We start from the raw sequence: 21,649 nt of genomic DNA on the forward strand, positions 1-21,649 counted from the left end.
ATTCATGAGTACACGTCCTTCAAAAATTGTGTGTGTCGGCCGAAATTATGCAGAACATGCCAAAGAGTTAGGCAACCCTATTCCTGATCGTGCGATCTTATTTATCAAGCCACCGAGCAGTCTGAGTCCTTTATCACAGGGAATCAGCTGGAATCAGGCTTTAGGGGAGTGTCATTATGAATGTGAAATCTGTTTGAAAATCACCCATCCTCTATCTCAAGAAACGGATCAGGTCAAAGCTTTGGAAGCCGTTGGTGCTGTGACCTTGGGGCTGGACTTAACCTTGCGTGATTTGCAAGGGGACTTAAAAGCCAAAGGCGAGCCATGGGAACGTGCTAAAGCCTTTGACGGAGCCTGTCTTCTGGCGGACTGGATCGAAGCGGATGAAATTGGCGACTTGCAGGAGCTGGAACTCATTTTTACTATTAATGGGGTGGAGCGTCAGCATGGATTTAGCAAAGACATGATTCGGGACATTGGTGCGTTACTGGTTGAGATCAATCAATGTTTTAGTCTGGAAGCAGGAGATGTCATTATGACCGGTACACCTGCAGGTGTCGGCGCTTTACGTGCCAATGATCAGTTGACCATGAAACTGATTACCCAGTCTGGTGAATATGATTGGGATAGCTTTGTAAAAGCACAATAAAAATAGCAAGATAAAAAAGCGCTGCTCAATAAATAGCAGCGCTTTTTTATTGGAAGGCCGCTATCCAAGCAAAGCTTAACTGCCTTGATAGAGCTTGCGAAACTGGTCAGGGGTGAAATGCATCCAGCGTTTAAACATATAAATAAAAGCAGATGAGCTGGCATAACCCAAATCCAGCGCAATACTTTCAATGGTCTTACCCTGATTGAGCATCGACATGGCTTTCATGACTTTTAATCGCTGCCGCCACTCATGCAGCGACATGCCCAATTCTTTCTGGCTATAGCGGGCCAGCGTGCGTTCGGTCATGTTGATCATGTGGGCAAGCTGTTTAAGGGTGCTGTTATCGGCAGGAAATTCATGCAAATGGCTCAGAACCTTAGCCAGTGCCGGATGTTGCGTGGTGGGCAAATAGCTGCCGACCAGTTCAGCATGGGTCAGTGCGTCCAGTAAAACCTGAAGTAGGCGGATATATTCGGGGTCATGTTCTGAAAATGCGGTGTGACGAAGATGTTCCAGCAGCGCGGAAACCAGCGGTGCGGACAGTAAAATCCCGGCCTGTTGTGGCATCCGTTGACATAATGATTCATGGATATAAAGCGTACAATAGGTCACATCATTCCGGTTAATCCCGCTATGTTGCAGATGCGGTGGCAGCCAGATGCCATAAGGCGGCGGGGTCAGGTAATTGATCTGCTCAATATTGACTTCAAGCACCCCGTCAAAGGCATAAATAAACTCCCCCCAGGCATGCGCATGTTTAGGATAAAAAGTCTCTGCAGGTGCATCCCGAACCCGTAACCATAAAGGTGCCGGAATATCATTGTAGGTTGGAATGGCCTGAAAATCCTGAATCCGTTGTGCTGACTTTTTCATAAGAAGAGAATTGCCCGAAAACACGCATGTCTTGTCAGATTTTCACTATATCATGAAAATCTGACAGCCTTATATTGGTGCTCAAATAATAGAATCGGGAGCGTGCGATGGATGAGCGCAAAGCATTAGATGCAACTGCATCGGGCCTGATGGTCGTACTGTGTATGATCTGGGGCTTACAACAAGTCATTTTAAAAATGGCAGCTCCCGATATTTCGCCCTTAATGCAGATTGCATTGCGGTCAGGTCTGGCTGCAATTTTGTTATTGCCGTTGCTGTATCTGGATAAAGCCAGTCAGTTATTCAATTGCCAGAATCTCAAGGCAGGGGCACTGGTCGCTTTTTTATTTTCTTTGGAGTTCTTTCTGCTGGCGCAGGCCTTGCAATGGACATCTGCATCTCATGCGGTGGTGCTGTTGTATACCGCTCCCATTTTTGTGGCTTTGGGGCTGCACTGGAAACTGCCTTCCGAGCGTTTAAGTGTATTGCAGTGGAGCGGTATCGCCATTGCATTTTTAGGAATCGTGGTCACTTTTATGAGAGCAAATCAGGGTGCCACCCAGCTAGAACAGCAGATGTTATGGGGTGACTTACTCGCTTTGGCAGGGGGGATTGCCTGGGCGGCAACCACGGTGACAGTGCGTTTATCTTCACTGGCTCAGGCCGCCGTTACCCAAACCTTGTTTTATCAACTGGCAGGCAGTTTTGTATTGCTGTTCGGTTTGGCATTTTTTCTCGGACAAGCCACCATTCATTTTACCCCGCTGGTGATCGGCAGTCTGGCCTTTCATACCCTGATTGTGTCCTTTGCCAGTTTTCTGGCCTGGTTCTGGTTATTACGCAATTATCTGGCTTCGCGATTGGGTGTATTTTCATTCCTTACGCCGTTATTTGGCATAGCCTTTGGCGTCTGCTTGCTGGGCGAAAAAATTGAACTGAATTTTGTGATGGGCTCAGCCTTGGTATTACTTGGCATTGTGGTGGTCAGTCTGCAAGGCTGGATCAGAAAATAAAAAAGGCCTCGATTGAGGCCTTTTGACTATTTCTGTTCAAAGATGGTGGACAGCGGAATGGAGAGCTTGGCAGCTAAATAATCATTACTTTCAATCAGGGATGGGCCGAGTCGTTCCATCCATTCATCGTCCTGATGAATATTTTCAACATCGGGACGTAACGGTAATGGATAAGGCAGGGCGGTAAAGAAACTCCAGAAATCGACCTGCGCCAGATTCCGCACCAGTACATATTCGTCTTTATCGGTACGCATAATCAGGTTCTGCTGTTCCAGTTGCAGGATATAAGCCGGTAGTCGACCTAATTCGCCACGACCGATAATATTTAACAGCTCTTTCTCACTGACACTTTGTCCAATCTGCTGCTTCTTGTAAAACAGTTCCAGAATGTCGAGTAACATCAAGATCGGATGACGTTTCTGTTCTTTGCCAGAGTGAAAGGCGGTGAGAGCATAGCTGATTTCAACCCCCAATAAAATGATATTCCAGGACAGATAAATCCAGAGCAGGAAGATCGGCACTGCGGCAAATGCACCATAAACGATTTCATAGCTGGTGAAGTTGCTCATCACCCAGCCGAAAAAACGTTTTAATATTTCAAATACGGTCGCACTAAAACAGGCAGCAATAAAGGCTGAAAAAACCGGGACAATACGGTTCGGGATGGTCCAGTATAAAATAAAGAAGCCAACAACGGTCAGTAAAAACGAGATCAGCCAGAGCAGGAAGGCACCATCCAGCTGATAGCCTGCAAAATTATTGCTGAGAATACTCATCGAGGCGACAGTTGAAGACAGTACAAAAGCACTACCTAACACAATTGGGCCCAGTGAAATAATGGTCCAGTAACGCATAAAACCGACCAGACCCGTGCGAGTTTCCTTAACACGCCAGATGCGGTTAAACACATTCTCAATCGAAGTCAGCATCAGCACGGTGGTAACAAACAGGAACAGCACACCAATCACGGTAAGATTGCTGGATTTCTCGGTAAAGGCATTCAAGGCCTTGTCAAAAGCAATGGTACTTTTCGGTAGAAAGTTACTATAGATTAGCTGTTGCAGCTGTTGCCGCGCAGGTTCTAAAGCTTTAATCGAGGAGATAATCACCAGAAAAACAGTCAACATGGGAACGACTGCAAACAGGGTGGTATAGGTCAGTCCTCCTGCCTGTTCCCGACAGCGATCCGCTTCAAAACGTCGTAACACAAACACAATAAATTGAAACCATGTTTTTTCTAAAAAAGGCAGTTTTTTTAGATAACGGTCTAAGATCATGGGTTCTATCCTAATTATTTTTAATAAGATCCTGCAAAAGCACAGGACTTGTAACAGCCTAAAATGTATAAAATGTCGTATAGTGTCCTTTTTAACAAAATTCTTGAAAGTGATGCAACCTTACGTTCTTGTTCTTTATTACAGTAAATATGGTTCCACTAAGCAAATGGCACATCTGTTTGCCGATGGCATTGAAGCTGCAGGTGTGACAGCACGCATTCGAACCGTGCCGAATTTAGCCACCGTCGTCACTGAAGCGGCGCCTAGTATTCCAGCAGATGGCGACCTTTATTGCACTTTGGACGATCTCAGCCATTGCTCCGGTTTGGCCTTGGGTTCGCCAACGCGTTTTGGCAATATGGCCAGTGAGATGAAGTACTTTTGGGATCAAACCACCAGTTTATGGCTGAATGGCGCTTTGCATGATAAACCCGCCTGTGTTTTCACCTCTTCAGGTTCCATGCATGGCGGGCAGGAAAGTACGTTATTGACCATGTTGCCGCCATTATTCCATCACGGCATGATGATTTTGGGCTTGCCCAATTCGATTCCAGCCTTGTCGAATACCAAAACCGGTGGAACACCGTATGGCGCCAGCCATGTCAGCGGGCCTCGCCATGATCAAAGCCTGAGCCAGGATGAAAAGGTTCTGTGTGAAGCACAAGGCAAGCGTTTGGGTGAAGTCGTTAAGGCGTTGGCTGGAAAATTTTAAGTCTGGGACAGTCGGTATTGTTGTCCGACCCGAACCAATTGCCAGAAGTGTAGAGGATCGGTTGGATAGGCAATCACGCTCTGATTTTCACTGAGCAGTGAGATCTTATCGAGATTGCCTTGTGCTGAGATCAACATGGCATAGACATAATCAAGCAGATCGATAGCACTGAAAACCTGTTTATAGGCATCTTGCAGTTCAGCATTTTGATTGGCAAAACATACCCGATGTGGCTCATCTTCATTAAGGAAGGAAAGGCCAAGTGTCTTTTCTATTGCTGTCACAATCTCCCGATTTAATTGTAAAGGGGAGAGCGATAGAACGAGTTGGTGGCTTTTAAAGCCTGCATGGTGATCTAGCATCGCTTTAACCTGTTGCGATTGGGATAGTTTCTAAAATCACTATACGCTTTTTATTGATGATAAATACAGCGCAAAAAAATGGGAGCTTTTGCTCCCATCATTTTATTTCTTTAACTGCCAGTCATAGATGTTTCGACGATAGGCGTACCAGATCATCCACAGACCAATAATAATCATTGGGAAACTGAGGATCTGGCCTTTGGTCATCCAGCCAAACAGGATAAAGCCCTGGTCTGCATCGGGTTGACGGAAGAATTCCATAAAGAAGCGGGCAACACCATATCCGGTCAGGAACAGCGCAGAAACCGCCATACGTGGACGTGGCTTGGAACTAAACCACCACAGTACGATAAACAGGATCAGTCCTTCACAGATGGCTTGGTAGATTTGTGAAGGATGACGGACCAGACCTAATGGATCGGTCGGAAAAATCATCCCGAACGGATAGTTTGAATCTTGCACCTGACGGCCGTAGAGTTCCCCGCCAATAAAGTTACCAAAACGTCCAAACATAAGGCCTGTCGGTACACATGGTGCAATAAAATCCAGGGTTTGAAACCAGGTTTTCTGATACTTTTTGCACCAGAACAACATGGCAATCATGACACCCAGGAAACCGCCGTGGAAGCTCATGCCGCCGGTCCACACCTGAAATAACCATAGAGGATTTTCCAGAAACTTACCGAATTCGTAAAACAGCACATAGCCGACACGTCCACCCAGCACAACACCCAGCGCACCGTAAAACACCAGATCTGAAACCATATCGGCAGTCCAGCCATCACGTTGTTTAGCGCGGTACGATGCTAAACCCCAGGCACATAGAAAAGCCAACAGATACATGAGTCCATACCAGTGCACCTTGACTGGTCCTAAGCTCAGCGCAACTGGATCAATATTTGGATAGGTCAGCATTGCTGTTCCTCAATGTAGAATTTGAAATTAAGTTTTGATCAGATTGTAGCGGAATGATGTGAAAAATGTTGTACATTCAATGTGTAAAGATGTGAGAACCAAATCAATGTGTATTGTCGCTTTCGCATGGCATGTACTGGATGAGATGCCATTATGTCTACTTTCAAACCGTGATGAATTTTATCATCGTCCTAGTGCCGCTTTACATCAGTGGCCCGCGAGTCCGATTGTGGCCGGACAGGACTTGCAGTCAGGCGGGACCTGGATGGGCGTGACTGCATCGGGACGATGGGCCATCCTCACCAATTTCCGTAATGGCCGGGATCAGCAATCCTACACCACTTCACGTGGCCATCTGATCCAGTCTTTTCTGGAAAGTGAGCTGGCACCGATTCGTTTTGCCCAGCAACTAGAACAGCAACAGCAGGATTATGCAGGCTTTAATCTGTTTGTTGGTGATCGGGAGCAGGCCGTTTACATGAGTAACCGGGGTGAAGCGCCTCAGGTACTGGCAAATGGGGTATATGTGGTATCGAATGGCTTAATGTCCGAAGATTGGCAAAAGACCCAACATTTACGCAAGCGCTTTACCCAGGAGTTTTTACCGATGCTGCAACAAGCACAAATATCTGAGGCCGAGCTCAGACATGTGGCCTGGGATATTCTGGAAGATGAACGTAAGGTCATTGCAGACCTGTTGCCTGACACCGGCATCAGCACTGAAATGGAAGCCTTATTGTCTTCGACTTTTATCCAGAGTCCGGTCTACGGCACACGCTGCTCAAACTTTTTAAGACTCAACTCAACACAATGGCAATGGCTGGAAAAATCCCAGCAAGGGCAACAGCAGGGACAGATTGTTGCGTTAGAGCTCGAGTTGAATCCATAAAAAATGCCGACATGAAGTCGGCATTTTCTTTTTGCAATGAAAGCTTGGATTTAAGCTTTTTTCTCAATTGATGGTGCAACTGGGTCAGCAGTGATGTAGCCGACGCTGGCACTATAACCACCATTGTAGTTGGCTAAAACGGTTGCTTTCAAGTCAGCAGGCAGTTTTGAGCTATCGCCTGCATGCTGGAAATTGCTCATGATATAGGTCCAGCCATTGACTGAATCAACCGCATGTAAACCGGTTGATTCTGCACCTGCTGGTGTCGAAAGAATTCGGTCTAAAGATTTGGTATCCACGTTATATGCCCACAGGAAGTTATTGGTATGGTTACCGCTATCTTCACCGATGAACAGGGTACGTAAGGTTTCAGAGAATTTTAGGTTATCTGGACTGGCGATATTGTCTGGATCAGCCGTATTGCCCAGACCGTCCACAGGAATATCCTTGCCCATCAAGACCATATGACTTTGATAAGGTGTCCATTCACTGTTGATGACACCATTTAAGTGATCGATCTGGCTGCCTTTAAGGTCATGTGCAAGTACACCACCGGCTTTCAGGGTGTTTTTGAATTTCACATTATGTTCAGCCACCCAGCCTGATTTACCTTCAATCATGGAGTCCTGAATATTGGCCAGTGCAGAATAAGCCACTTTATCCTTGATATTGACCGTGGTGCCTTCCATTTTGGTGAAAGCCATACTACCGCCTTTGAGCGCCGCATAACGGTGAGTTTCAAGGAAAGCTGCCGCCAGTTCGATTTCGGCTTTGCTGAAACCGTTATTGGCCTCTTTTAACTTGACCCACAAAGTTTTCTTATCCAGTACAATCTGGGTATAACCGGTCAAATCTGCTGGAGCAGTGCTTAAGCTTTCCATAATATTTTCAGCTTTAATGCCACGAACATTGACCAGATCTTCAATGGTTTTACTGTTGGTATGGCCCAGTTTGATCCACTTAATCGGTGCAGTAGAGGTTTCATTCAATTCAGCTGTGTATTTCGCAACGTATAGGCTGCCTGCAGAAAGATCTTTTTCTTTATCTGCAACAAACATAAAGAAACCGCCGTTGGTATAGTCATCGCCCATGATCACGGTGCGGTTATCTGGCATCACCTGAATCAGTTCGTGTGAAATACGGCCTAGGCAATAATGTTTAACCGCAGTACCACGACCTTTACCATCCAGAATGATTTCTGGTAAATGGCCATAGTTATAGACATTCGCCGTATTTTCATTGCCATACAGATTTTTACTATAGGCTTTCAAGGTTGCGAGGCTGCTACCGATCTGATCAAAAGCATCTGGTTCATATTCTTCACTGGAAAGATGGGTATTCCAAGGGGAGAGGCTCGCACCACAGGTAATCCATAGCCCGTGCACTTTGGACATATCGACATTGAAGTATTTTTTCAATGCCAGATGACCTGTTTTCTGATCCTGATCTAAAGTCAGTACCGCAATTGGAGAAGGTAATTGCCCATACATACTTTGTTGAGCCAGGTTTTGTGTGGTGTATTCGAACTGCACCACATGGAAGACTGGATTATTGACGCCCGGTACTTGTGCACCTTGAAGATGAATCATTGACGAACCATCTGGACAGTCAGAGAAGAATTGACGTTCCTGACCTGCAACCGAGGTATCCCGGATCGGTTTATTGTTGATGTCGTAATAGCTACCGGCAATAATTTTTCCACCATCGATATTGTCGACTTGCATGCCTGTGCGGAAAAATTCCTGATAACCCAGTTTATATTCGGTGGTGGTGTTGTCTTCCCAGGTCACGGTCAGGCTAGACTTGACTGAAGTAGTGGCCATTTCTGCTGTGGTTGAGGGCGCTGCCATAGGGGTAAATTTGGCATTTTTAAACTTAACCAGTTTTGCTGGGGGTGTAACAACATTGTTATCGTTGTCATCATTACAACCCGTTAAAGCTGCAGCTGTACCCATTGCCCCCAATGGTAAAAATGGAACGCCAGCGAACCATTTTAAAATATCACGACGACTTGGCTGATTAGTATTGGCTGTCATAATAATTCCGTATCTATAATATAGGGTAAATAAATCCTGATCGATTCTATGAAGTGGAGATGACAGTTTTTTGACAGTTTGAAGGCAGTTTCAAGACAATTGAATTTTTATAAATAGCTAAAAAATATAAATTTAAAATAGAAAATCCCTGAAGCATGCTCAGGGATCTGATTCGGTTCACTTAAGCGGATGCTTTACGTTTTTCGAGTATTTTTCCAAACAATAAACCCAGTTCGAATAACATCCACATCGGTACCGCCAGCATAATCATCGACAAGGCGTCAGGTGGGGTTACAAACATGGCAACAAAGAAACAGCCGACCACAATGAAACGGCGTTTCTCAATCAGGCTCTGGGTACTCACCACACCAATTAAAATCAGAACCAGGGTAATGATGGGAATTTCGAAGGTAAAACCAAACACCAGAAACAGTTTTAAACAGAAACTTAAATAACTGTTGATATCGGTCATTGGAGCAACGGTTTCAGGTGAAACACTGATAAAGAAATGTAAAATTGCCGGCAAGGTAATAAAATAGGCAAAGGCCACACCCAGATAAAACAGCACGATACTGCCCAGTAGCAGAGGAATAGCCAGATGGCGTTCCTTTTCATACAGGGCCGGTTTGATAAATGACCAGATCTGGTAAATGATATACGGCATGGCCAGCATGAATGCTACAAACAGATTCAGCTTGAATGGCGCCATGAATGTTGCCGTGACATCAGTCGCAATCATGGTTGAACTGGCTGGTAGCTGTTGTCTTAACGGTTCTGAAAGCCATTGATAGGTCGTGTTTCTAAACGGCAATAAACAGAAGAACAGCAGAATCGTCACCCCAACAATCTTGAACAGATATTGACGGAGTACGATCAAATGCTGCATCACTGGCATTTGTTGCAGGGTTTCTTCAGGATTTACTGAGGTCGAAGGTAACTGGCTCATACGGCAATCTTTAATTCTGTATCAAACGTTTGAGTCGATAGACTCGGCTCAGGCTTGAAAGGTAATTGCTTGTGATATTCAAGACTGAACGGCAGGATCGCTTGCTGCGGACTCAACGTATAGATGTTAGAAGCTTTAGTCTCGGCTTTGACTTGTTCACTCTCGGAAGGCGTTTGTGTATTTTTAAGCGCATCTAGCTGTTGTTGCATCCTGCGTTCAAGTTCTGTGATTTTATCAATTTCTTTTTGCATTTCTTCGCGGAACTCGGAAAGGCGAAGTTCGCGGTCAATTTCATTCTGAATATTGTTGATAAACTTTTTAATTTTTCCATACCATTTCGCTACGAACCGGGCAGCTTCTGGTAATTTATCAGGACCGAGCACCAGCAATGCAATCACTGCAAAGCAAAAGATTTCGGTCATTCCCAAATTCAGCATAGTCGTGCTCGCTTAACTTTTTACCGAGCTTTCAGTATTTTTAACTTGAGCATCAATAGTGCGAGGTTCATTTAAAGAGGCCGCCGTTTCGTCTTCTTTCATGGATTTCTTGAAGTCTTTCACTGCGCCACCGACATCTTTACCCAGATTTTTAAGCTTTGATGTACCGAAAAGTAAAATCACCACGATTGCAAAAATCAGTACATGCCAAATTGATAAACCCGCCATCATTCTATTCCTATAAAACTTTGGATATATCTCAACAGTTTGGCATGACAAAGATGTGACATTTATATTGCAGTTTTAAGACAGTGCATTTATCCCATACTAAATAGTGCTAGCATAAGCAGCCTATCAAGACACGATAAAAAATAGATCGACATGACCTTCATTCTTCCAGTAAGTGCCTTTATATTCGGGCTATTGCTTGCTCAGTTCAAAGTCGCAGAACAGGCGAAGAAAGTCCTATCTTCCTTATTGGCACGGCTTTTTATCCCGGCGGTGATCATTTACAACATGGTGTTTTATCAGGCAGGTAGCTTGGCCTTGATGGGATTTAGTTTTATTACATCGATTATTTTATTTTATGGTTTTTTCCTTCTTTCGAAGGATCGCTTACAAGCGCTCTGTGTGAGTTATAGCAACATCGGCTGGTTGGGTTTTCCATTTGCTATCGCCTTATTTGGAGAGCAGGTCAGCGCAGCCATGATTGCGTTATATATTGGTGGTTCACTGTTTGGTAATATCTGGGCGGTGGCTGCGGTTTCAGACGGGCCGACGGATTACCTTGCAACATTGCAAAAAGTACTGAAATCACCCCCTGTATTGGCCTTGTTCGCAGCCTTGGTTTTATGGCTGTTGGGAGGGCATGATTTGCAGGGCAATGCGCTGGTAGAAGGAGTGTATGAGATTGCCAAGTTTGGGATGAGCTTTGCCGGCATGTGCATTCTGGGAATGTGGCTGAGACATACCCGTGTACATGTAGCTGATTTGCTGCTGAGCACTAGAACCCTAATGTTCAAGCTATTCTGTGGCGTCATCATATGTACCATGACTTATTATTTTATCGCCATGCCGCAGATTGAATTTTTGATTCCAGTTCTGTTTTTCTTATTCTGTCTACCGCCTGCCGCCAATATTGTGGCATTGGAGACGCATTACCAAGGTACGGGCGTTTCAGCTCGCTATATTGCTGCAGGAACCATCGTCAGTTGTATTGTGATTGTGATCTATGGTCTATTGCTACATATAAAAAGTGCCCTCATATAGGAGAGCACTTTAGGGTTTTAAACCAGACTGGCTTTAAATAGCTGCATGGCTTGGCCACGATGGCTGATCTTGTTTTTCTCAGCTTTGCTGAGTTCAGCACTCGACATATTGAGTTCAGGTAGCCAAAATAAAGGGTCATAACCAAAGCCATTTTCGCCACGCGCTGCTGTTAAAATCTCACCTTTCCAGATACCTTGGAAAATTTGTGGCAGCGGGTCTTCTGCATGAGTGACCAGTGCAAGTACACACACAAACATCCCTTCAATCACTTCGCCGTTTTTACGAAAAGGTGCAAGATCGGCCAGCAACTTTTGATTATTGGCAGCATCGTTACCATGTTCGCCTGCGTAGCGCGCAGAGTAGATGCCAGGTGCACCACCTAAAATCGGAACGCATAGCCCTGAGTCATCTGCTAGCGCAGGTTTACCCGAAAGCTTAGACGCATGACGTGCCTTGATAATGGCATTTTCAACAAAGCTGAGACCATCTTCGATCGCATCTTCAATATCCAGTTTGCCTTGGGGAATAATTTCAACAGGAAGGTTGAGCTGTTGAAAGAGGTGTTCAAATTCGACAACTTTGCCTTTGTTATTACTTGCAAGCACAAGGCTGCCTTGGTTGAGCCAGGATTGGGTAGACATGAGTTAAACCTATTTAAGTTTTGTGTATTTTAACGCATTTCCAGCATGAAATAGCGGTATTATGAATATGGGCGAATAGAACATTTTTTCTGATTAAAAATAATTTGGGCTTTATAGTTTTCTGTTTCAATAAAAGAAGTTTGTTGCGGGCGCTTACTTTTACAATCGAAAGAAATACCACCATGAATCGATGGGAGATTGAGGTCAATATACGAGATAGGATAAGAATGCTCTTGAGAATATGAAGGGAGTTGAAAATAAAACTGATGATTTGTCTTTTGTAAGATGTTACTGATCTCTATATCTGTATTTTTTCTAAGCATAGGCAGCATTAAGATGGTTTCACGTTGTAGGTGGGTTGTGATAAAGGGAACAAAATAATCAGATTCATACATTGCATAAGCCGCTGAATTAATTTGCTTTAACTCATTTAAAAAATCATTTTTTGTATAGCCATTTTTATAAGATATAATTTGAAGTGTAAAGTCTAACTTTTTTGAGTGATCAAATAAGCGGGGTTTTAATAGCTGAAAAATAATAAGACTGACAATTATAATAAAAATACTGATATAAATTGATTTCTTAAGTATATTTCTCTCAAACATTAAGCTTTCTCTTTTTAATAACTTTAAGCGAATAAGCATTATTTCTTATGGGATGTTCTATTTTTACTGGGCTCGAACCATGGTAATAAAAAACCGACTCTTACAAGTCGGTTTTTATATCACTCAATAGCTCTAAACAAGATTATTGCGCTTGAATCCATTTATCAGCACGGTCACGTGCAGTACGAATCTGGTCTTGGGTCAAGTTTGCAGCCAACGCCGTTTTCTTACCTTCAGAAAGTTTGATCACTTTGGTATCGAGCATGCCATCACGGGTTGAAAGCTCGTACCACTGATAAGCGCCCATATAGTTTTTCTTTTGCTCTTCCATCATGGCAAGATTAAAGCTGGCACGGTTATCGCCATTGCTGGCTGCTTTCTCGAAATATTTACGAGCCAAAGCTTCATCTTTCTTGGTGCCAATACCATCGGCATACATACGGCCCACATTCAATTGTGCTGCAGATAAACCTTGATCCGCAGCAGCCTTGAATAAGGTAAATGCCTGTTTCTCATCTTTAGCCACGTCTTTACCATACTGATAACGGGTCGCTAAATAAAACTGTGCCCCCGCCTGACCAGATTTGGCTGCGCTTTGTAATCCACCGATGTCCATCACTGAATAACGCGCTGCCTGTGTTGCGACCGATTGTGGTTGGGCAACATAGTCAGCGTGCGCTTGTATACTGATCAGACCAAATAAAAATGTGCTGATTAATGTCTTTTTCATAGAGCGCTCACTCGATAAATTGCGACTTCACCAAATAGGTTCGGCATATGCTTGCTGAGCATACTACCTTGTTGGTCACCATTAACGGCAAGTCGATTAATAATTTTAATCCGGTTCTCGGCACATAAGGCTTCAAAGTCACGGAAAGTACATAAATGAATATTCGGGGTGTTATACCACATATAAGGTAAAGCTTCCGAAACAGGCATTTTCCCTTTTAATGCAAGAAAAGAACGCGTCTTCCAATGCGCAAAGTTTGGAAAAGTAATAATTGCCTGTTTGCCGACACGCACCATATCACGGAGTAATACATCGGGTGCATCTACAGCTTGCAAAGCTTGTGCCATTACAACAGAGTCAAAAGACTGGTCGGCAAAGCGGCTTAAACCGAGGTTCAAGTCCTGTTGGATAATATTTAACCCCCGACTGATGGCAATTGCAATCTTTTCTTGATCAATTTCTAACCCATAGGCACGAATATTGTGCTGTTTGCTCATGTGAGCCAGCAATTCACCATCACCACAGCCTAAGTCTAACACGCTAGAGTTCGGGTTAATCCATTTTTCGGCAAGTTGTTGATCTATACGCATCAGTGCTGCTCCTGTCGTGTCGATTGCAACTGTTGTTCTCCACCTAAAAATGCCCGTAGTGTTTTTACATAGAGGGGAATAGGGAACAAGAATGAGTCGTGACCTTGCTCAGCATCAATATCCAGATAGCTGACAGGCTTATGATTATCAATCAAGGCATCTACCAGTTCCTGTGAACGGCTCGGACTAAAACGCCAGTCCGTGGTAAATGAAATCACCAGAAACTGGCATTTCGGCTTACTCATGGCCTTTGTTAAAGAATGCTCATATTCACGGGAAGGGTCAAAATAATCTAGTGCCTTGGTCATAATCAAGTAAGTATTTGCATCGAAATTGCGACTAAATTGTTCGCCTTGGTAACGCAAATAGCTTTCAACCTGAAATTCGACATCGAAACCATACATAAATTTGCCTGACTTGAGGTCACGGCCAAATTTCTGCTTCATGGCTTCTTCAGATAAGTAGGTGATATGCCCAACCATACGTGCCAGAATCAGGCCGCGTTTCGGATAGCTGTCATTTTCCAGATAGCGGCCATGATGGAAGTCTGGATCAGAGAGAATTGATTGGCGTGCCACCTCGTTAAAGGCAATATTCTGAGCCGAGAGTTTAGGTGCGCTGGCAATCACGGCACATTTTTTGAGGCGATCCGGATAATCCAGTGACCATTGCAAGGCTTGCATACCGCCTAAAGAGCCACCAATAATGGCATACCAGACGTCGACACCGAGTCGGTCGGACAGCATGGCCTGGGTTTTGACCCAGTCCCGCACGGTGACCAGTGGAAAGTCTGGACCATAAGGACGATTTTCATTTTCTGGATTCGGTGAGGTTGGGCCGGTAGAGCCGCTACAGCCCCCGATATTATTTAATGAAACAACAAAGAAATGATCGGTATCAATTGCTTTTCCTGGTCCAATACAGCTATCCCACCAACCTGCTTTTTTATCATCCTCATGATGATAGCCAGCAGCGTGATGATGTCCTGAGAGTGCATGACAAATCAGAATGGCATTGGATTTATCTGCATTGAGTGTTCCATAGGTTTCAACCATTAAATCAAAACGTGGCAATATGCGACCACATTCAAGCTCTAACGGTTGTTCAAATTGAAACTTTTGTGGTGTGACTAAACCCACTGAATCCGATGGAAAAGACACTGGAATGATTCGCCCTATAATAAATCATTAATAATAAAAGGATACCAATTCAGGTATCCTTTCAAAAGTCATTTTTTCTGATATTACAACTCAGCTTTACTGACGATTATGTGATATTTCACTCATCTAAACGGCTGCGGCAGCCACTTGATCGGTGGTCAAGACACCTTGCTCAATCAAGCGGTTGGTACATGCAATAATGGCTTCAATTGATGAGGTCACGATGTTGTCATGTACGCCAGCACCGAAAGCGCTCTTACCTGTACCTTTCACCTGAAGTTCAATCAAGGCAAGGGCTTTGGCATTGGCACCTGAACTGATGCTGCGTTCTTCATAATTCACAACATCAATCGGTAACTGTAAAGCATTCAACATGGCCGAGATCGGGCCATTGCCTTCACCGCGTAGACGTTGAATTTCACCATCAATTTCAACGTCTAATTCAATGATTTGTGTACCATTAATATCCGACAATTGATAATGCTTAGTGTGATAGTGGCTATTTTTTACGTCCACATAGGTTTTTTCAAACAAAGACCAGATTTCATGGGCGCTGATTTCAGTGCCATTTTCATCGGTATGTTGCTGTACGATCTGGCTAAATTCGATTTGTACACGACGTGGCAAGGCAACGTTGTAATTCGACTCTAACAAGTAAGCAATACCACCTTTACCTGACTGGCTATTGACACGGATCACTGCATCATAGTCACGACCCAAGTCTTTCGGATCGATTGGCAAGTATGGCATATCCCAGATTTCTTCGTTTTTCTGGAACTCGAAACCTTTCTTAATCGCATCCTGATGTGAACCCGAGAATGCGGTAAAGACTAAATCACCGGCATATGGATGACGAGGATGCACAGGTAAGCCCGTACATTCTTCGACCGTTGCAATCACTTCATTGATATTGGAGAAATCCAAGTTAGGTGCAACACCCTGGGTATACATGTTCAAGGCAATTGCCGCAACGTCAACGTTACCAGTACGTTCACCATTCCCAAACACACAGCCTTCAACCCGGTCAGCACCCGCCATAATTGCCAATTCAGAGGCTGCGATACCGCAACCACGGTCATTGTGACAATGTACCGAGATAATCACGCCATCACGACGTGCCAAATTGCGGTGCATCCATTCGATTTGATCGGCATAGACATTCGGCGTCGACACTTCCACGGTTGCAGGCAAGTTCAAAATGACTTTATTGGTCGGTGAAGCTTCCCAGATTTCAGTCACCGCATCACAGACTTCTTTGGCGACTTCTAATTCGGTTGCGGTGAAACATTCTGGACTGTACTGGAAAATCCACTCTGTTGCCGGGTACTGTGCCGCATATTCCTTGACTTTGCTTGCTGCATTCATGGCAAGTTGTTTTGAGCCATTGGCATCGACATTCAAGACTTTCTTGCGGAAAGTCGGCGAGTTTGAGTTATAGATATGCACGATGGCACGTTCTGCACCGACCAATGCTTCAAAAGTACGTTCAATCAAGTGATCACGTGCTTGCACCAATACTTCGATATAGACATCATCCGGAATCAAATTTTCTTCAATTAACTTACGGGTGAAGTCGAAGTCGATTTGTGACGCAGAAGGGAAGCCGATTTCAATATGTTTAAAGCCAATCTTGACCAACATATGGAACATTTTTAATTTTTGTTCCATGTTCATCGGTTCAAAAATTGCCTGATTACCGTCACGAAGATCGGTACTCATCCAGATCGGTGCCTGATTGATTTCATTATTTGGCCACTGGCGATCGGGTAAATCGACGCGCTGGTACATACGGCGGTATTTTTTGCTTGGGTCAGCCAACATCATGAGATAACTCCTTGTCGTAGCATGGTTGCTGAGTCAAATAAAAGGCAACGTGCTACAAATATATATGGTGTCTATAAGAATTAATTTAAAGCAAATCTGGGGATCGAGAGCCTAAAAAGGTAGGCTAAAAATTTATACGCGCGCGAGGCGCAGCATCAGGAGAAGAGCAGCAAGATGTGTTGTATGAGACGGGTGGGTAAAGCCGCGATTTGTTTTCATCATCTACCATTCGTATGGGTTATTTAATTTTGCAGTTATATTAATCATCTAACTGGGTTCAGTCTAGGCGAAAATACAGACGGCTGCAAAGGTCTATAAAACATTTTAAAGAGAGTAATGCGAAAAATTTTGTCTATTTTTTTCATTTTTTTAAATTTGTTCGGGAAAATTTACCGAAATTTCGTTGGATAGAGAAAAAATAATATCCTTCTCATCATTTGAGAAAAATATAGTTCTAAACGTTAATGGAGTATTAATGTAGCGGCTATGACATCAGGGCGTGTGAAAACCTGAAAATTATCTGGTTACATTAGGAGCTAAGCTCTAGTGCAAGCAACACAGAGTGTGTTTACAGTCAGTGTAAAGGAGTTAAGTTCATACTGATGTTTTTTAGATAAACTTTCGATCAGTTGCACTAAACTTCGTTCTTCCTTTTCTTGCAGTGTTTCTAAAGTAAAGATGGTCTTACAAGCGCTACAGATGAATCTTATGGCGCTATAACTTTTTTTAAAAGAGAAGGAGGCTTGGATATCCCCATCTTTATATCTTTGGATAATACCAACTTTCTCTAATTCTCTTAATACATGATAGATACTCGAAATTTTAGCGCTGTTTTGATGGAATAATTTTTTTTGAATATCGGTTGCAGTTAATTCGATAGATGCGTCTTTTAATATGCGAAGAATTTTGATGCGTGGAATCGTTACCCGAAGTTTCTTGCTCTTTAAAATATCAATAACTTCTTTATCCATAATGTTCTGTATTACTCATCCTTTAGTAGCTCTTAATCTACTGTAATGCTTTTTTTAGTGCAAAAAATATGTTGGAGATAAAATTTAGCATGAAATTTATTTTTCTTAATTTTTTGATATTGAAGGGGTTTTATTAAATTTTTTTTTAATGCTCTAATATTTTTAGTCCTCTTTTGTATTAAATTTCAGTCTTTTAGGTTTAAATTTTAATATTATTTTATTGAGAGAAGTCTGAATTGCTTTGGTGGGGATTTAGCAAGTAAGTGATAAAGGTGATAAATCTTTACCTCTACCACCAAAGCACGCCTTAGATTATAGTTCAGACCACATCCGGATCAGATTGTGGTAAATATTAGTGAGTTTCATCACTTCTGGATAAGCATCGCCATGAGTTTTACGCAGTTCACGGATACTTTCATCTAAAGAGAAGAGCAGGTGGCGCTTGCTATCATCCCGAATCAGACTTTGGACCCAAAAGAATGATGCGAAACGGGTGCCCGAGTCAATACTACTGACTTCATGCAAACTGGTTGATGGATAAAGCACCACATCACCAGCGGGAAGTTTAATCTCATGGTAGCCATAGGTATCTTCGACCACCAGTTCGCCGCCTTCATATTCTTCTGGTTCGCTTAAGAACAGGGTGCAGGATAAATCGGTGCGGATTTGCTCGGATGTGCCACGAATCAGACGAATCGAATTATCGACATGAAAGCCAAAGCTTTCTGACTGATCATAACGATTGAACAGGGGCGGAATAATTTTATGAGGTAATGCTGCAGCCTGAAACAGTGGATGTTGCCAGATCGCTTTGATCACAATATCACTAAGCGCATGGGTCAGGGGATCTTGTTCTGAGAGCTGCTGATTTTGTTTCACTGAAGCAGAGAGGGTCCCCGCAGTCACTTTCCCACCCACCCAATTTGCATCTGCCATTAACTGGCGGAATTCTGCAACTTGTTGTTTGCTTAATACATTGGGAATATGATGGATCACGCTGAACACCTTTTGAATATTTATTGCATTTGTAAAAATAGCCTCATGACGAGGCTATTTTATACGAACTCAGTTGAATGCCATAAAGTTATTATGGCGCTGTTGCTTAGTATTTAAAATTAACAGCAAGTACCGCGTTACGACCATTACCTTCGAATGCATAATGTGCAGCATGTGCGCTGGTAAAGTAACGTTTATCACCAATGTTATTCACGTTAAGTTGTAAATTCACATTTTTGTTTACATCGTATTTTGCCATTGCATTGTAGATGGTATAGGTTGGCAAGAATTTCGGTGCTGTCGTGTTTACAAACACTTGATCACGATATTCTGCGCCCGCACCTAGTGTTAAGTTCGGTAATACTTTATATGTTGACCATAAAGTTGCACTGTTTTTCGCAACGAATGGAAGTGGTTTACCTTCTTGAGCGACGGCGTTATAAGCTGCCTTAGTGATTTCGCTGTCCAGATAGCTATAACCTGCAGAAATATCCCATTTATTGGTAATTTTGCCGTTTAAGCTCACTTCAAATCCATCTACTTTACTTTCACCCGCATTGGTGGTTGTGGTTGGATCAATTTGAATACGGGTATTTTGCTTTTCAGTACGGAAAATAGCTGCGGTTAAATTGGCACGTTCATTAAACAGATCCCATTTGGTTCCGATTTCAAAAGTCCGTGCTTCTTCAGGTTTCAGGTTATTCACAATATCTGTCGTACCGAGTGCATTATCACTGCTATCACCTTCAGCTAAAACACCGACTGGATTTGCTGAAGTCGCAAAACTTGCATAGATACTGCCTGCTTCAGTTGGCTTAAACACTAAACCGGCCTGATAAGTAAAGAAGTCAGCATCACTTTCGTATTTAGTGCCTTTAGCTGTGGCAACTTTGGAATAGTCATAAGCGCCTTTATCTGTCGCATAGACATCTTTATTATATTTCTTCTCGGTATCAAATTTGTCCCAACGAACACCTAAGTTAAGTAACCATTGTGGGTTAAACTCAATACTGTCGAGGGCATAAACAGAGGCAGTACGGCTACGTGTTGTTGATTGACCTTTGATACTGCCTAAACTGTCAGTAAAGCGACCATTGCCTGGATTATTTAAACCCGTACACCAGCCATTTGACGTAGCGGAAGCTGTGTCACAACCACTGACATTCGAAGCCAGAATAGTTGAAGTCGTTTGGCCAGCCGCATTGGTAAAGGTATGCATGCCCTGATCGGTATTTTGATAGCTCCACTCAGTACCTACATTAAATGAATGTTTAAATGCACCAGTGTTGAACTTGCCTCTTAAAGACAGCTGATCGCTATAGGCATCGGTATCCAGAATACGGCTTAAAGCACGGCGAGCAATTGTACCGCGATAAATATTGCCATTTGAGTCATCCGCATTGGTATAGACATAGTCCGACTTTGATTTGTTATAAGTCATCACATTTGACAAGGTCAGATCTTCATTGAAATCGTGTTCTAATTTGAAGGTACCAATGTGATTTTCACGTTTGTCAAAATCACGATCTTTCCAGCCATAGTAAGTGCCGGCTTTGACGCTTACTGGGCGACCATCACCTGGGTTAAGCGTTACACCCGCAGGAGCGCGTGTTGGATTATTAAATGGAATACCAGCATCTGGTTCGTCATTACTACGTAAATAGTAATAGCTGAATGTACCGCGTGTTGCTGTGTCTAAGCCAAAAGCAAGACTTGATGCGAGACCTGCACGAGCAAATTCTGCACCATTGTGTTGACCCGGTTTTTCATTTTCATGCCCCATCACTACAACACGACCTGCGATACCATTGCCGAAATCTTTATTGGCATCCAGCTGGATATGGCGATAGTTGTCGGTGCCCCCTTGAATGCTGCCCTGATATACATCACCCTGATGAGCCACTTTCGGGACAAGGTTAATGCTACCACCCACACTGCCACCTCCACCGAGGGCAGAAGAAGAACCTTTAATGACTTCAACCTGTTCAATCGCGAACATGTCGCGGCTTTGTGAGGTGGTGTTACGTACGCCATCTACATAAATTGATGATTGACCACTATAACCACGAATATAGGGCATATCTGTAAATGGTGTACCCCCTTCACCCGCACCTAAAGTAATCCCTGGCTCGTAACGAAGTGCTTCGAGTAAGGTATTAGAGTTGGTATCTTTGATCAGTTTTTGAGAAAGGATAGAGACTGATTTCGGAGTATCTTTAAGGGGTGCAACAAATTTTGCATTTGCAGAGTTATCAACCTTGAGGCTCTGTTCTTGTTCTGCATGCGTATGAATAGTTGGGAGTTGAACGGGTTGTTCTTGTGCAATCGCAGGCACTGCAATAACCGAAAGTGATGATGCAATTGCAGAAGAGACAAGTTTCTTCCGTGATTTGATAAACGACATGAGACACGCCTAAACAGTATAAAAATTTATGCAAAGAATAATCATTCTTATTTCTATATGCATTTGTTTGGAATTGATTTTTCCAATTCCCTCAGCTTTTAATTATGGAAATATGAATGAAGTTTTGTTCTTAAATGTAGTTAATTTGTTGATTTTTTTCTTTAATCTATAAAAACGATTGTACATTAAGAGTTAATTTTTTATTTAGATTTAATTGTTTTTTCATTCGAATGAAGTGAATTCTGTTTTTTCAATAGCCACTCAATATGAAAGCTTTTGAATATCAGCTTGTTATTTTTAATGGAAAAGTGAAGATGATCTGAACCTTGGGCTCTAAACAATATGCT

The 21,649-nt window shown here is 43.1% G+C and carries 22 protein-coding genes; 5 read left to right on the top strand and 17 right to left on the bottom strand.

The features are described from left to right. Positions 1–4: 4 nt before the first annotated feature. Positions 5–649: a fumarylacetoacetate hydrolase family protein gene (locus IEV39_RS11835; RefSeq protein ID WP_005283066.1), complete on the top strand. Its 645-nt coding sequence runs from the start codon at positions 5–7 to the stop codon at positions 647–649. A 75-nt stretch (positions 650–724) separates the two neighbouring features. Here IEV39_RS11835 and IEV39_RS11840 read toward each other — a convergent pair whose 3' ends face one another. Further along, complete coding sequence (locus IEV39_RS11840) at positions 725–1,525, bottom strand: AraC family transcriptional regulator (RefSeq protein ID WP_005283068.1); 801 nt, start codon at positions 1,523–1,525, stop codon at positions 725–727. A 107-nt stretch (positions 1,526–1,632) separates the two neighbouring features. Between IEV39_RS11840 and IEV39_RS11845 the strand changes: the two genes are divergently transcribed. After that, positions 1,633–2,538, top strand: coding sequence for a DMT family transporter (locus tag IEV39_RS11845; protein WP_005283071.1), 906 nt, complete (start codon positions 1,633–1,635; stop codon positions 2,536–2,538). 26 nt (positions 2,539–2,564) lie between these two features. On the opposite strand, the gene IEV39_RS11850 is transcribed toward IEV39_RS11845, so the two are convergent. Then, a complete protein-coding gene (locus IEV39_RS11850; protein WP_005227359.1) occupies positions 2,565–3,815 on the bottom strand; it encodes a YihY family inner membrane protein in 1,251 nt (416 codons plus the stop codon). A 112-nt stretch (positions 3,816–3,927) separates the two neighbouring features. Between IEV39_RS11850 and wrbA the strand changes: the two genes are divergently transcribed. Beyond that, positions 3,928–4,527 carry an NAD(P)H:quinone oxidoreductase gene (gene wrbA, locus IEV39_RS11855; RefSeq protein ID WP_005283074.1) on the top strand — a complete coding sequence of 200 codons (600 nt, stop codon included), beginning with the start codon at positions 3,928–3,930 and terminating at the stop codon, positions 4,525–4,527. On the opposite strand, the gene IEV39_RS11860 is transcribed toward wrbA, so the two are convergent. Together IEV39_RS11860 and lgt are read right to left on the bottom strand one after the other, a co-directional pair. Continuing rightward, positions 4,524–4,889 carry a hypothetical protein gene (locus tag IEV39_RS11860; protein ID WP_005283077.1) on the bottom strand — a complete coding sequence of 122 codons (366 nt, stop codon included), beginning with the start codon at positions 4,887–4,889 and terminating at the stop codon, positions 4,524–4,526. The two genes, wrbA and IEV39_RS11860, sit on opposite strands and share 4 nt — an antisense overlap. Positions 4,890–4,991: 102 nt before the next feature. Then, on the bottom strand, positions 4,992–5,804 hold the full coding sequence (lgt, locus tag IEV39_RS11865; protein WP_005283080.1) for a prolipoprotein diacylglyceryl transferase: 813 nt from the start codon (positions 5,802–5,804) through the stop codon (positions 4,992–4,994). A 106-nt stretch (positions 5,805–5,910) separates the two neighbouring features. On the opposite strand from lgt, the gene IEV39_RS11870 reads away from it, so the two are divergent. Continuing rightward, positions 5,911–6,693 (top strand): NRDE family protein, encoded by a 783-nt coding sequence (locus IEV39_RS11870; protein ID WP_005283083.1) that lies wholly within the window; start codon positions 5,911–5,913, stop codon positions 6,691–6,693. Between the two features lie 50 nt (positions 6,694–6,743). Here IEV39_RS11870 and IEV39_RS11875 read toward each other — a convergent pair whose 3' ends face one another. The 4 genes from IEV39_RS11875 to tatA all read right to left on the bottom strand — a co-directional run bounded on the left by IEV39_RS11875 (position 6,744) and on the right by tatA (position 10,340). Continuing rightward, on the bottom strand, positions 6,744–8,729 hold the full coding sequence (locus IEV39_RS11875; protein WP_005283087.1) for a PhoX family protein: 1,986 nt from the start codon (positions 8,727–8,729) through the stop codon (positions 6,744–6,746). A 181-nt stretch (positions 8,730–8,910) separates the two neighbouring features. Continuing rightward, positions 8,911–9,675 carry a twin-arginine translocase subunit TatC gene (tatC, locus tag IEV39_RS11880; RefSeq protein WP_005283090.1) on the bottom strand — a complete coding sequence of 255 codons (765 nt, stop codon included), beginning with the start codon at positions 9,673–9,675 and terminating at the stop codon, positions 8,911–8,913. Further along, on the bottom strand, positions 9,672–10,112 hold the full coding sequence (gene tatB, locus IEV39_RS11885) for a Sec-independent protein translocase protein TatB (RefSeq protein WP_005283095.1): 441 nt from the start codon (positions 10,110–10,112) through the stop codon (positions 9,672–9,674). Before tatB ends, tatC begins: the two co-directional genes overlap by 4 nt. 12 nt (positions 10,113–10,124) lie before the next feature. Next, a complete protein-coding gene (tatA, locus tag IEV39_RS11890) occupies positions 10,125–10,340 on the bottom strand; it encodes a Sec-independent protein translocase subunit TatA (protein WP_032876465.1) in 216 nt (71 codons plus the stop codon). A 153-nt stretch (positions 10,341–10,493) separates the two neighbouring features. Here tatA and IEV39_RS11895 point away from each other — a divergent pair, with 153 nt between their 5' ends. Next, positions 10,494–11,381, top strand: coding sequence for an AEC family transporter (locus IEV39_RS11895; protein ID WP_005283098.1), 888 nt, complete (start codon positions 10,494–10,496; stop codon positions 11,379–11,381). A gap of 17 nt (positions 11,382–11,398) precedes the next feature. On the opposite strand, the gene rdgB is transcribed toward IEV39_RS11895, so the two are convergent. From rdgB to IEV39_RS11940, 9 genes are all read right to left on the bottom strand, one after another. After that, the gene (gene rdgB, locus IEV39_RS11900; RefSeq protein WP_005283101.1) at positions 11,399–12,022 is read right to left on the bottom strand and encodes an RdgB/HAM1 family non-canonical purine NTP pyrophosphatase; all 624 of its coding nucleotides are present in this window, start codon (positions 12,020–12,022) and stop codon (positions 11,399–11,401) included. A gap of 59 nt (positions 12,023–12,081) precedes the next feature. Further along, positions 12,082–12,627, bottom strand: a complete 546-nt coding sequence (locus IEV39_RS11905; RefSeq protein WP_005283104.1) for a hypothetical protein — start codon at positions 12,625–12,627, stop codon at positions 12,082–12,084. Positions 12,628–12,769: 142 nt separating this feature from the next. Beyond that, positions 12,770–13,357 (bottom strand): tetratricopeptide repeat protein, encoded by a 588-nt coding sequence (locus IEV39_RS11910; RefSeq protein WP_005227336.1) that lies wholly within the window; start codon positions 13,355–13,357, stop codon positions 12,770–12,772. Then, entirely contained in the window at positions 13,354–13,947 is a 594-nt protein-coding gene (metW, locus tag IEV39_RS11915; protein ID WP_004775800.1) for a methionine biosynthesis protein MetW, read from the bottom strand. Before metW ends, IEV39_RS11910 begins: the two co-directional genes overlap by 4 nt. Beyond that, positions 13,947–15,107, bottom strand: a complete 1,161-nt coding sequence (gene metX, locus IEV39_RS11920) for a homoserine O-succinyltransferase MetX (RefSeq protein ID WP_005283108.1) — start codon at positions 15,105–15,107, stop codon at positions 13,947–13,949. The genes metW and metX overlap by 1 nt, the downstream gene beginning before the upstream one ends. A gap of 126 nt (positions 15,108–15,233) precedes the next feature. After that, positions 15,234–16,931 (bottom strand): 2-isopropylmalate synthase, encoded by a 1,698-nt coding sequence (gene leuA / locus IEV39_RS11925; protein ID WP_005283111.1) that lies wholly within the window; start codon positions 16,929–16,931, stop codon positions 15,234–15,236. Positions 16,932–17,467: 536 nt separating this feature from the next. Further along, a complete protein-coding gene (locus IEV39_RS11930) occupies positions 17,468–17,902 on the bottom strand; it encodes a Fur family transcriptional regulator (RefSeq protein ID WP_005283113.1) in 435 nt (144 codons plus the stop codon). Positions 17,903–18,214: 312 nt separating this feature from the next. Further along, the gene (locus IEV39_RS11935; protein WP_005283116.1) at positions 18,215–18,898 is read right to left on the bottom strand and encodes a Fe2+-dependent dioxygenase; all 684 of its coding nucleotides are present in this window, start codon (positions 18,896–18,898) and stop codon (positions 18,215–18,217) included. A gap of 106 nt (positions 18,899–19,004) precedes the next feature. Further along, positions 19,005–21,302: a TonB-dependent receptor gene (locus IEV39_RS11940; RefSeq protein ID WP_005283120.1), complete on the bottom strand. Its 2,298-nt coding sequence runs from the start codon at positions 21,300–21,302 to the stop codon at positions 19,005–19,007. Between the last annotated feature and the right edge of the window lie 347 nt (positions 21,303–21,649).

The organism is Acinetobacter courvalinii (genome assembly GCF_014635545.1).
In the GTDB taxonomy this organism is placed as follows: domain Bacteria; phylum Pseudomonadota; class Gammaproteobacteria; order Pseudomonadales; family Moraxellaceae; genus Acinetobacter; species Acinetobacter courvalinii.

Bases quoted from the DNA above. Each gene is read 5' to 3' on its own strand.
- tatB (WP_005283095.1), bottom strand. From the start codon at position 10,112: ATGCTGAATTTGGGAATGACCGAAATCTTTTGCTTTGCAGTGATTGCA.
- metW (WP_004775800.1), bottom strand. From the start codon at position 13,947: ATGCGTATAGATCAACAACTTGCCGAAAAATGGATTAACCCGAACTCT.
- lgt (WP_005283080.1), bottom strand. From the start codon at position 5,804: ATGCTGACCTATCCAAATATTGATCCAGTTGCGCTGAGCTTAGGACCA.
- IEV39_RS11905 (WP_005283104.1), bottom strand. From the start codon at position 12,627: ATGTTTGAGAGAAATATACTTAAGAAATCAATTTATATCAGTATTTTT.
- leuA (WP_005283111.1), bottom strand. From the start codon at position 16,931: ATGATGTTGGCTGACCCAAGCAAAAAATACCGCCGTATGTACCAGCGC.
- IEV39_RS11860 (WP_005283077.1), bottom strand. From the start codon at position 4,889: ATGCTAGATCACCATGCAGGCTTTAAAAGCCACCAACTCGTTCTATCG.
- rdgB (WP_005283101.1), bottom strand. From the start codon at position 12,022: ATGTCTACCCAATCCTGGCTCAACCAAGGCAGCCTTGTGCTTGCAAGT.
- IEV39_RS11870 (WP_005283083.1), top strand. From the start codon at position 5,911: ATGTGTATTGTCGCTTTCGCATGGCATGTACTGGATGAGATGCCATTA.
- IEV39_RS11875 (WP_005283087.1), bottom strand. From the start codon at position 8,729: ATGACAGCCAATACTAATCAGCCAAGTCGTCGTGATATTTTAAAATGG.
- IEV39_RS11850 (WP_005227359.1), bottom strand. From the start codon at position 3,815: ATGATCTTAGACCGTTATCTAAAAAAACTGCCTTTTTTAGAAAAAACA.
- IEV39_RS11835 (WP_005283066.1), top strand. From the start codon at position 5: ATGAGTACACGTCCTTCAAAAATTGTGTGTGTCGGCCGAAATTATGCA.
- tatC (WP_005283090.1), bottom strand. From the start codon at position 9,675: ATGAGCCAGTTACCTTCGACCTCAGTAAATCCTGAAGAAACCCTGCAA.
- IEV39_RS11895 (WP_005283098.1), top strand. From the start codon at position 10,494: ATGACCTTCATTCTTCCAGTAAGTGCCTTTATATTCGGGCTATTGCTT.
- IEV39_RS11940 (WP_005283120.1), bottom strand. From the start codon at position 21,302: ATGTCGTTTATCAAATCACGGAAGAAACTTGTCTCTTCTGCAATTGCA.
- IEV39_RS11840 (WP_005283068.1), bottom strand. From the start codon at position 1,525: ATGAAAAAGTCAGCACAACGGATTCAGGATTTTCAGGCCATTCCAACC.
- IEV39_RS11910 (WP_005227336.1), bottom strand. From the start codon at position 13,357: ATGAAAAAGACATTAATCAGCACATTTTTATTTGGTCTGATCAGTATA.
- IEV39_RS11930 (WP_005283113.1), bottom strand. From the start codon at position 17,902: ATGGATAAAGAAGTTATTGATATTTTAAAGAGCAAGAAACTTCGGGTA.
- IEV39_RS11845 (WP_005283071.1), top strand. From the start codon at position 1,633: ATGGATGAGCGCAAAGCATTAGATGCAACTGCATCGGGCCTGATGGTC.
- tatA (WP_032876465.1), bottom strand. From the start codon at position 10,340: ATGGCGGGTTTATCAATTTGGCATGTACTGATTTTTGCAATCGTGGTG.
- wrbA (WP_005283074.1), top strand. From the start codon at position 3,928: ATGCAACCTTACGTTCTTGTTCTTTATTACAGTAAATATGGTTCCACT.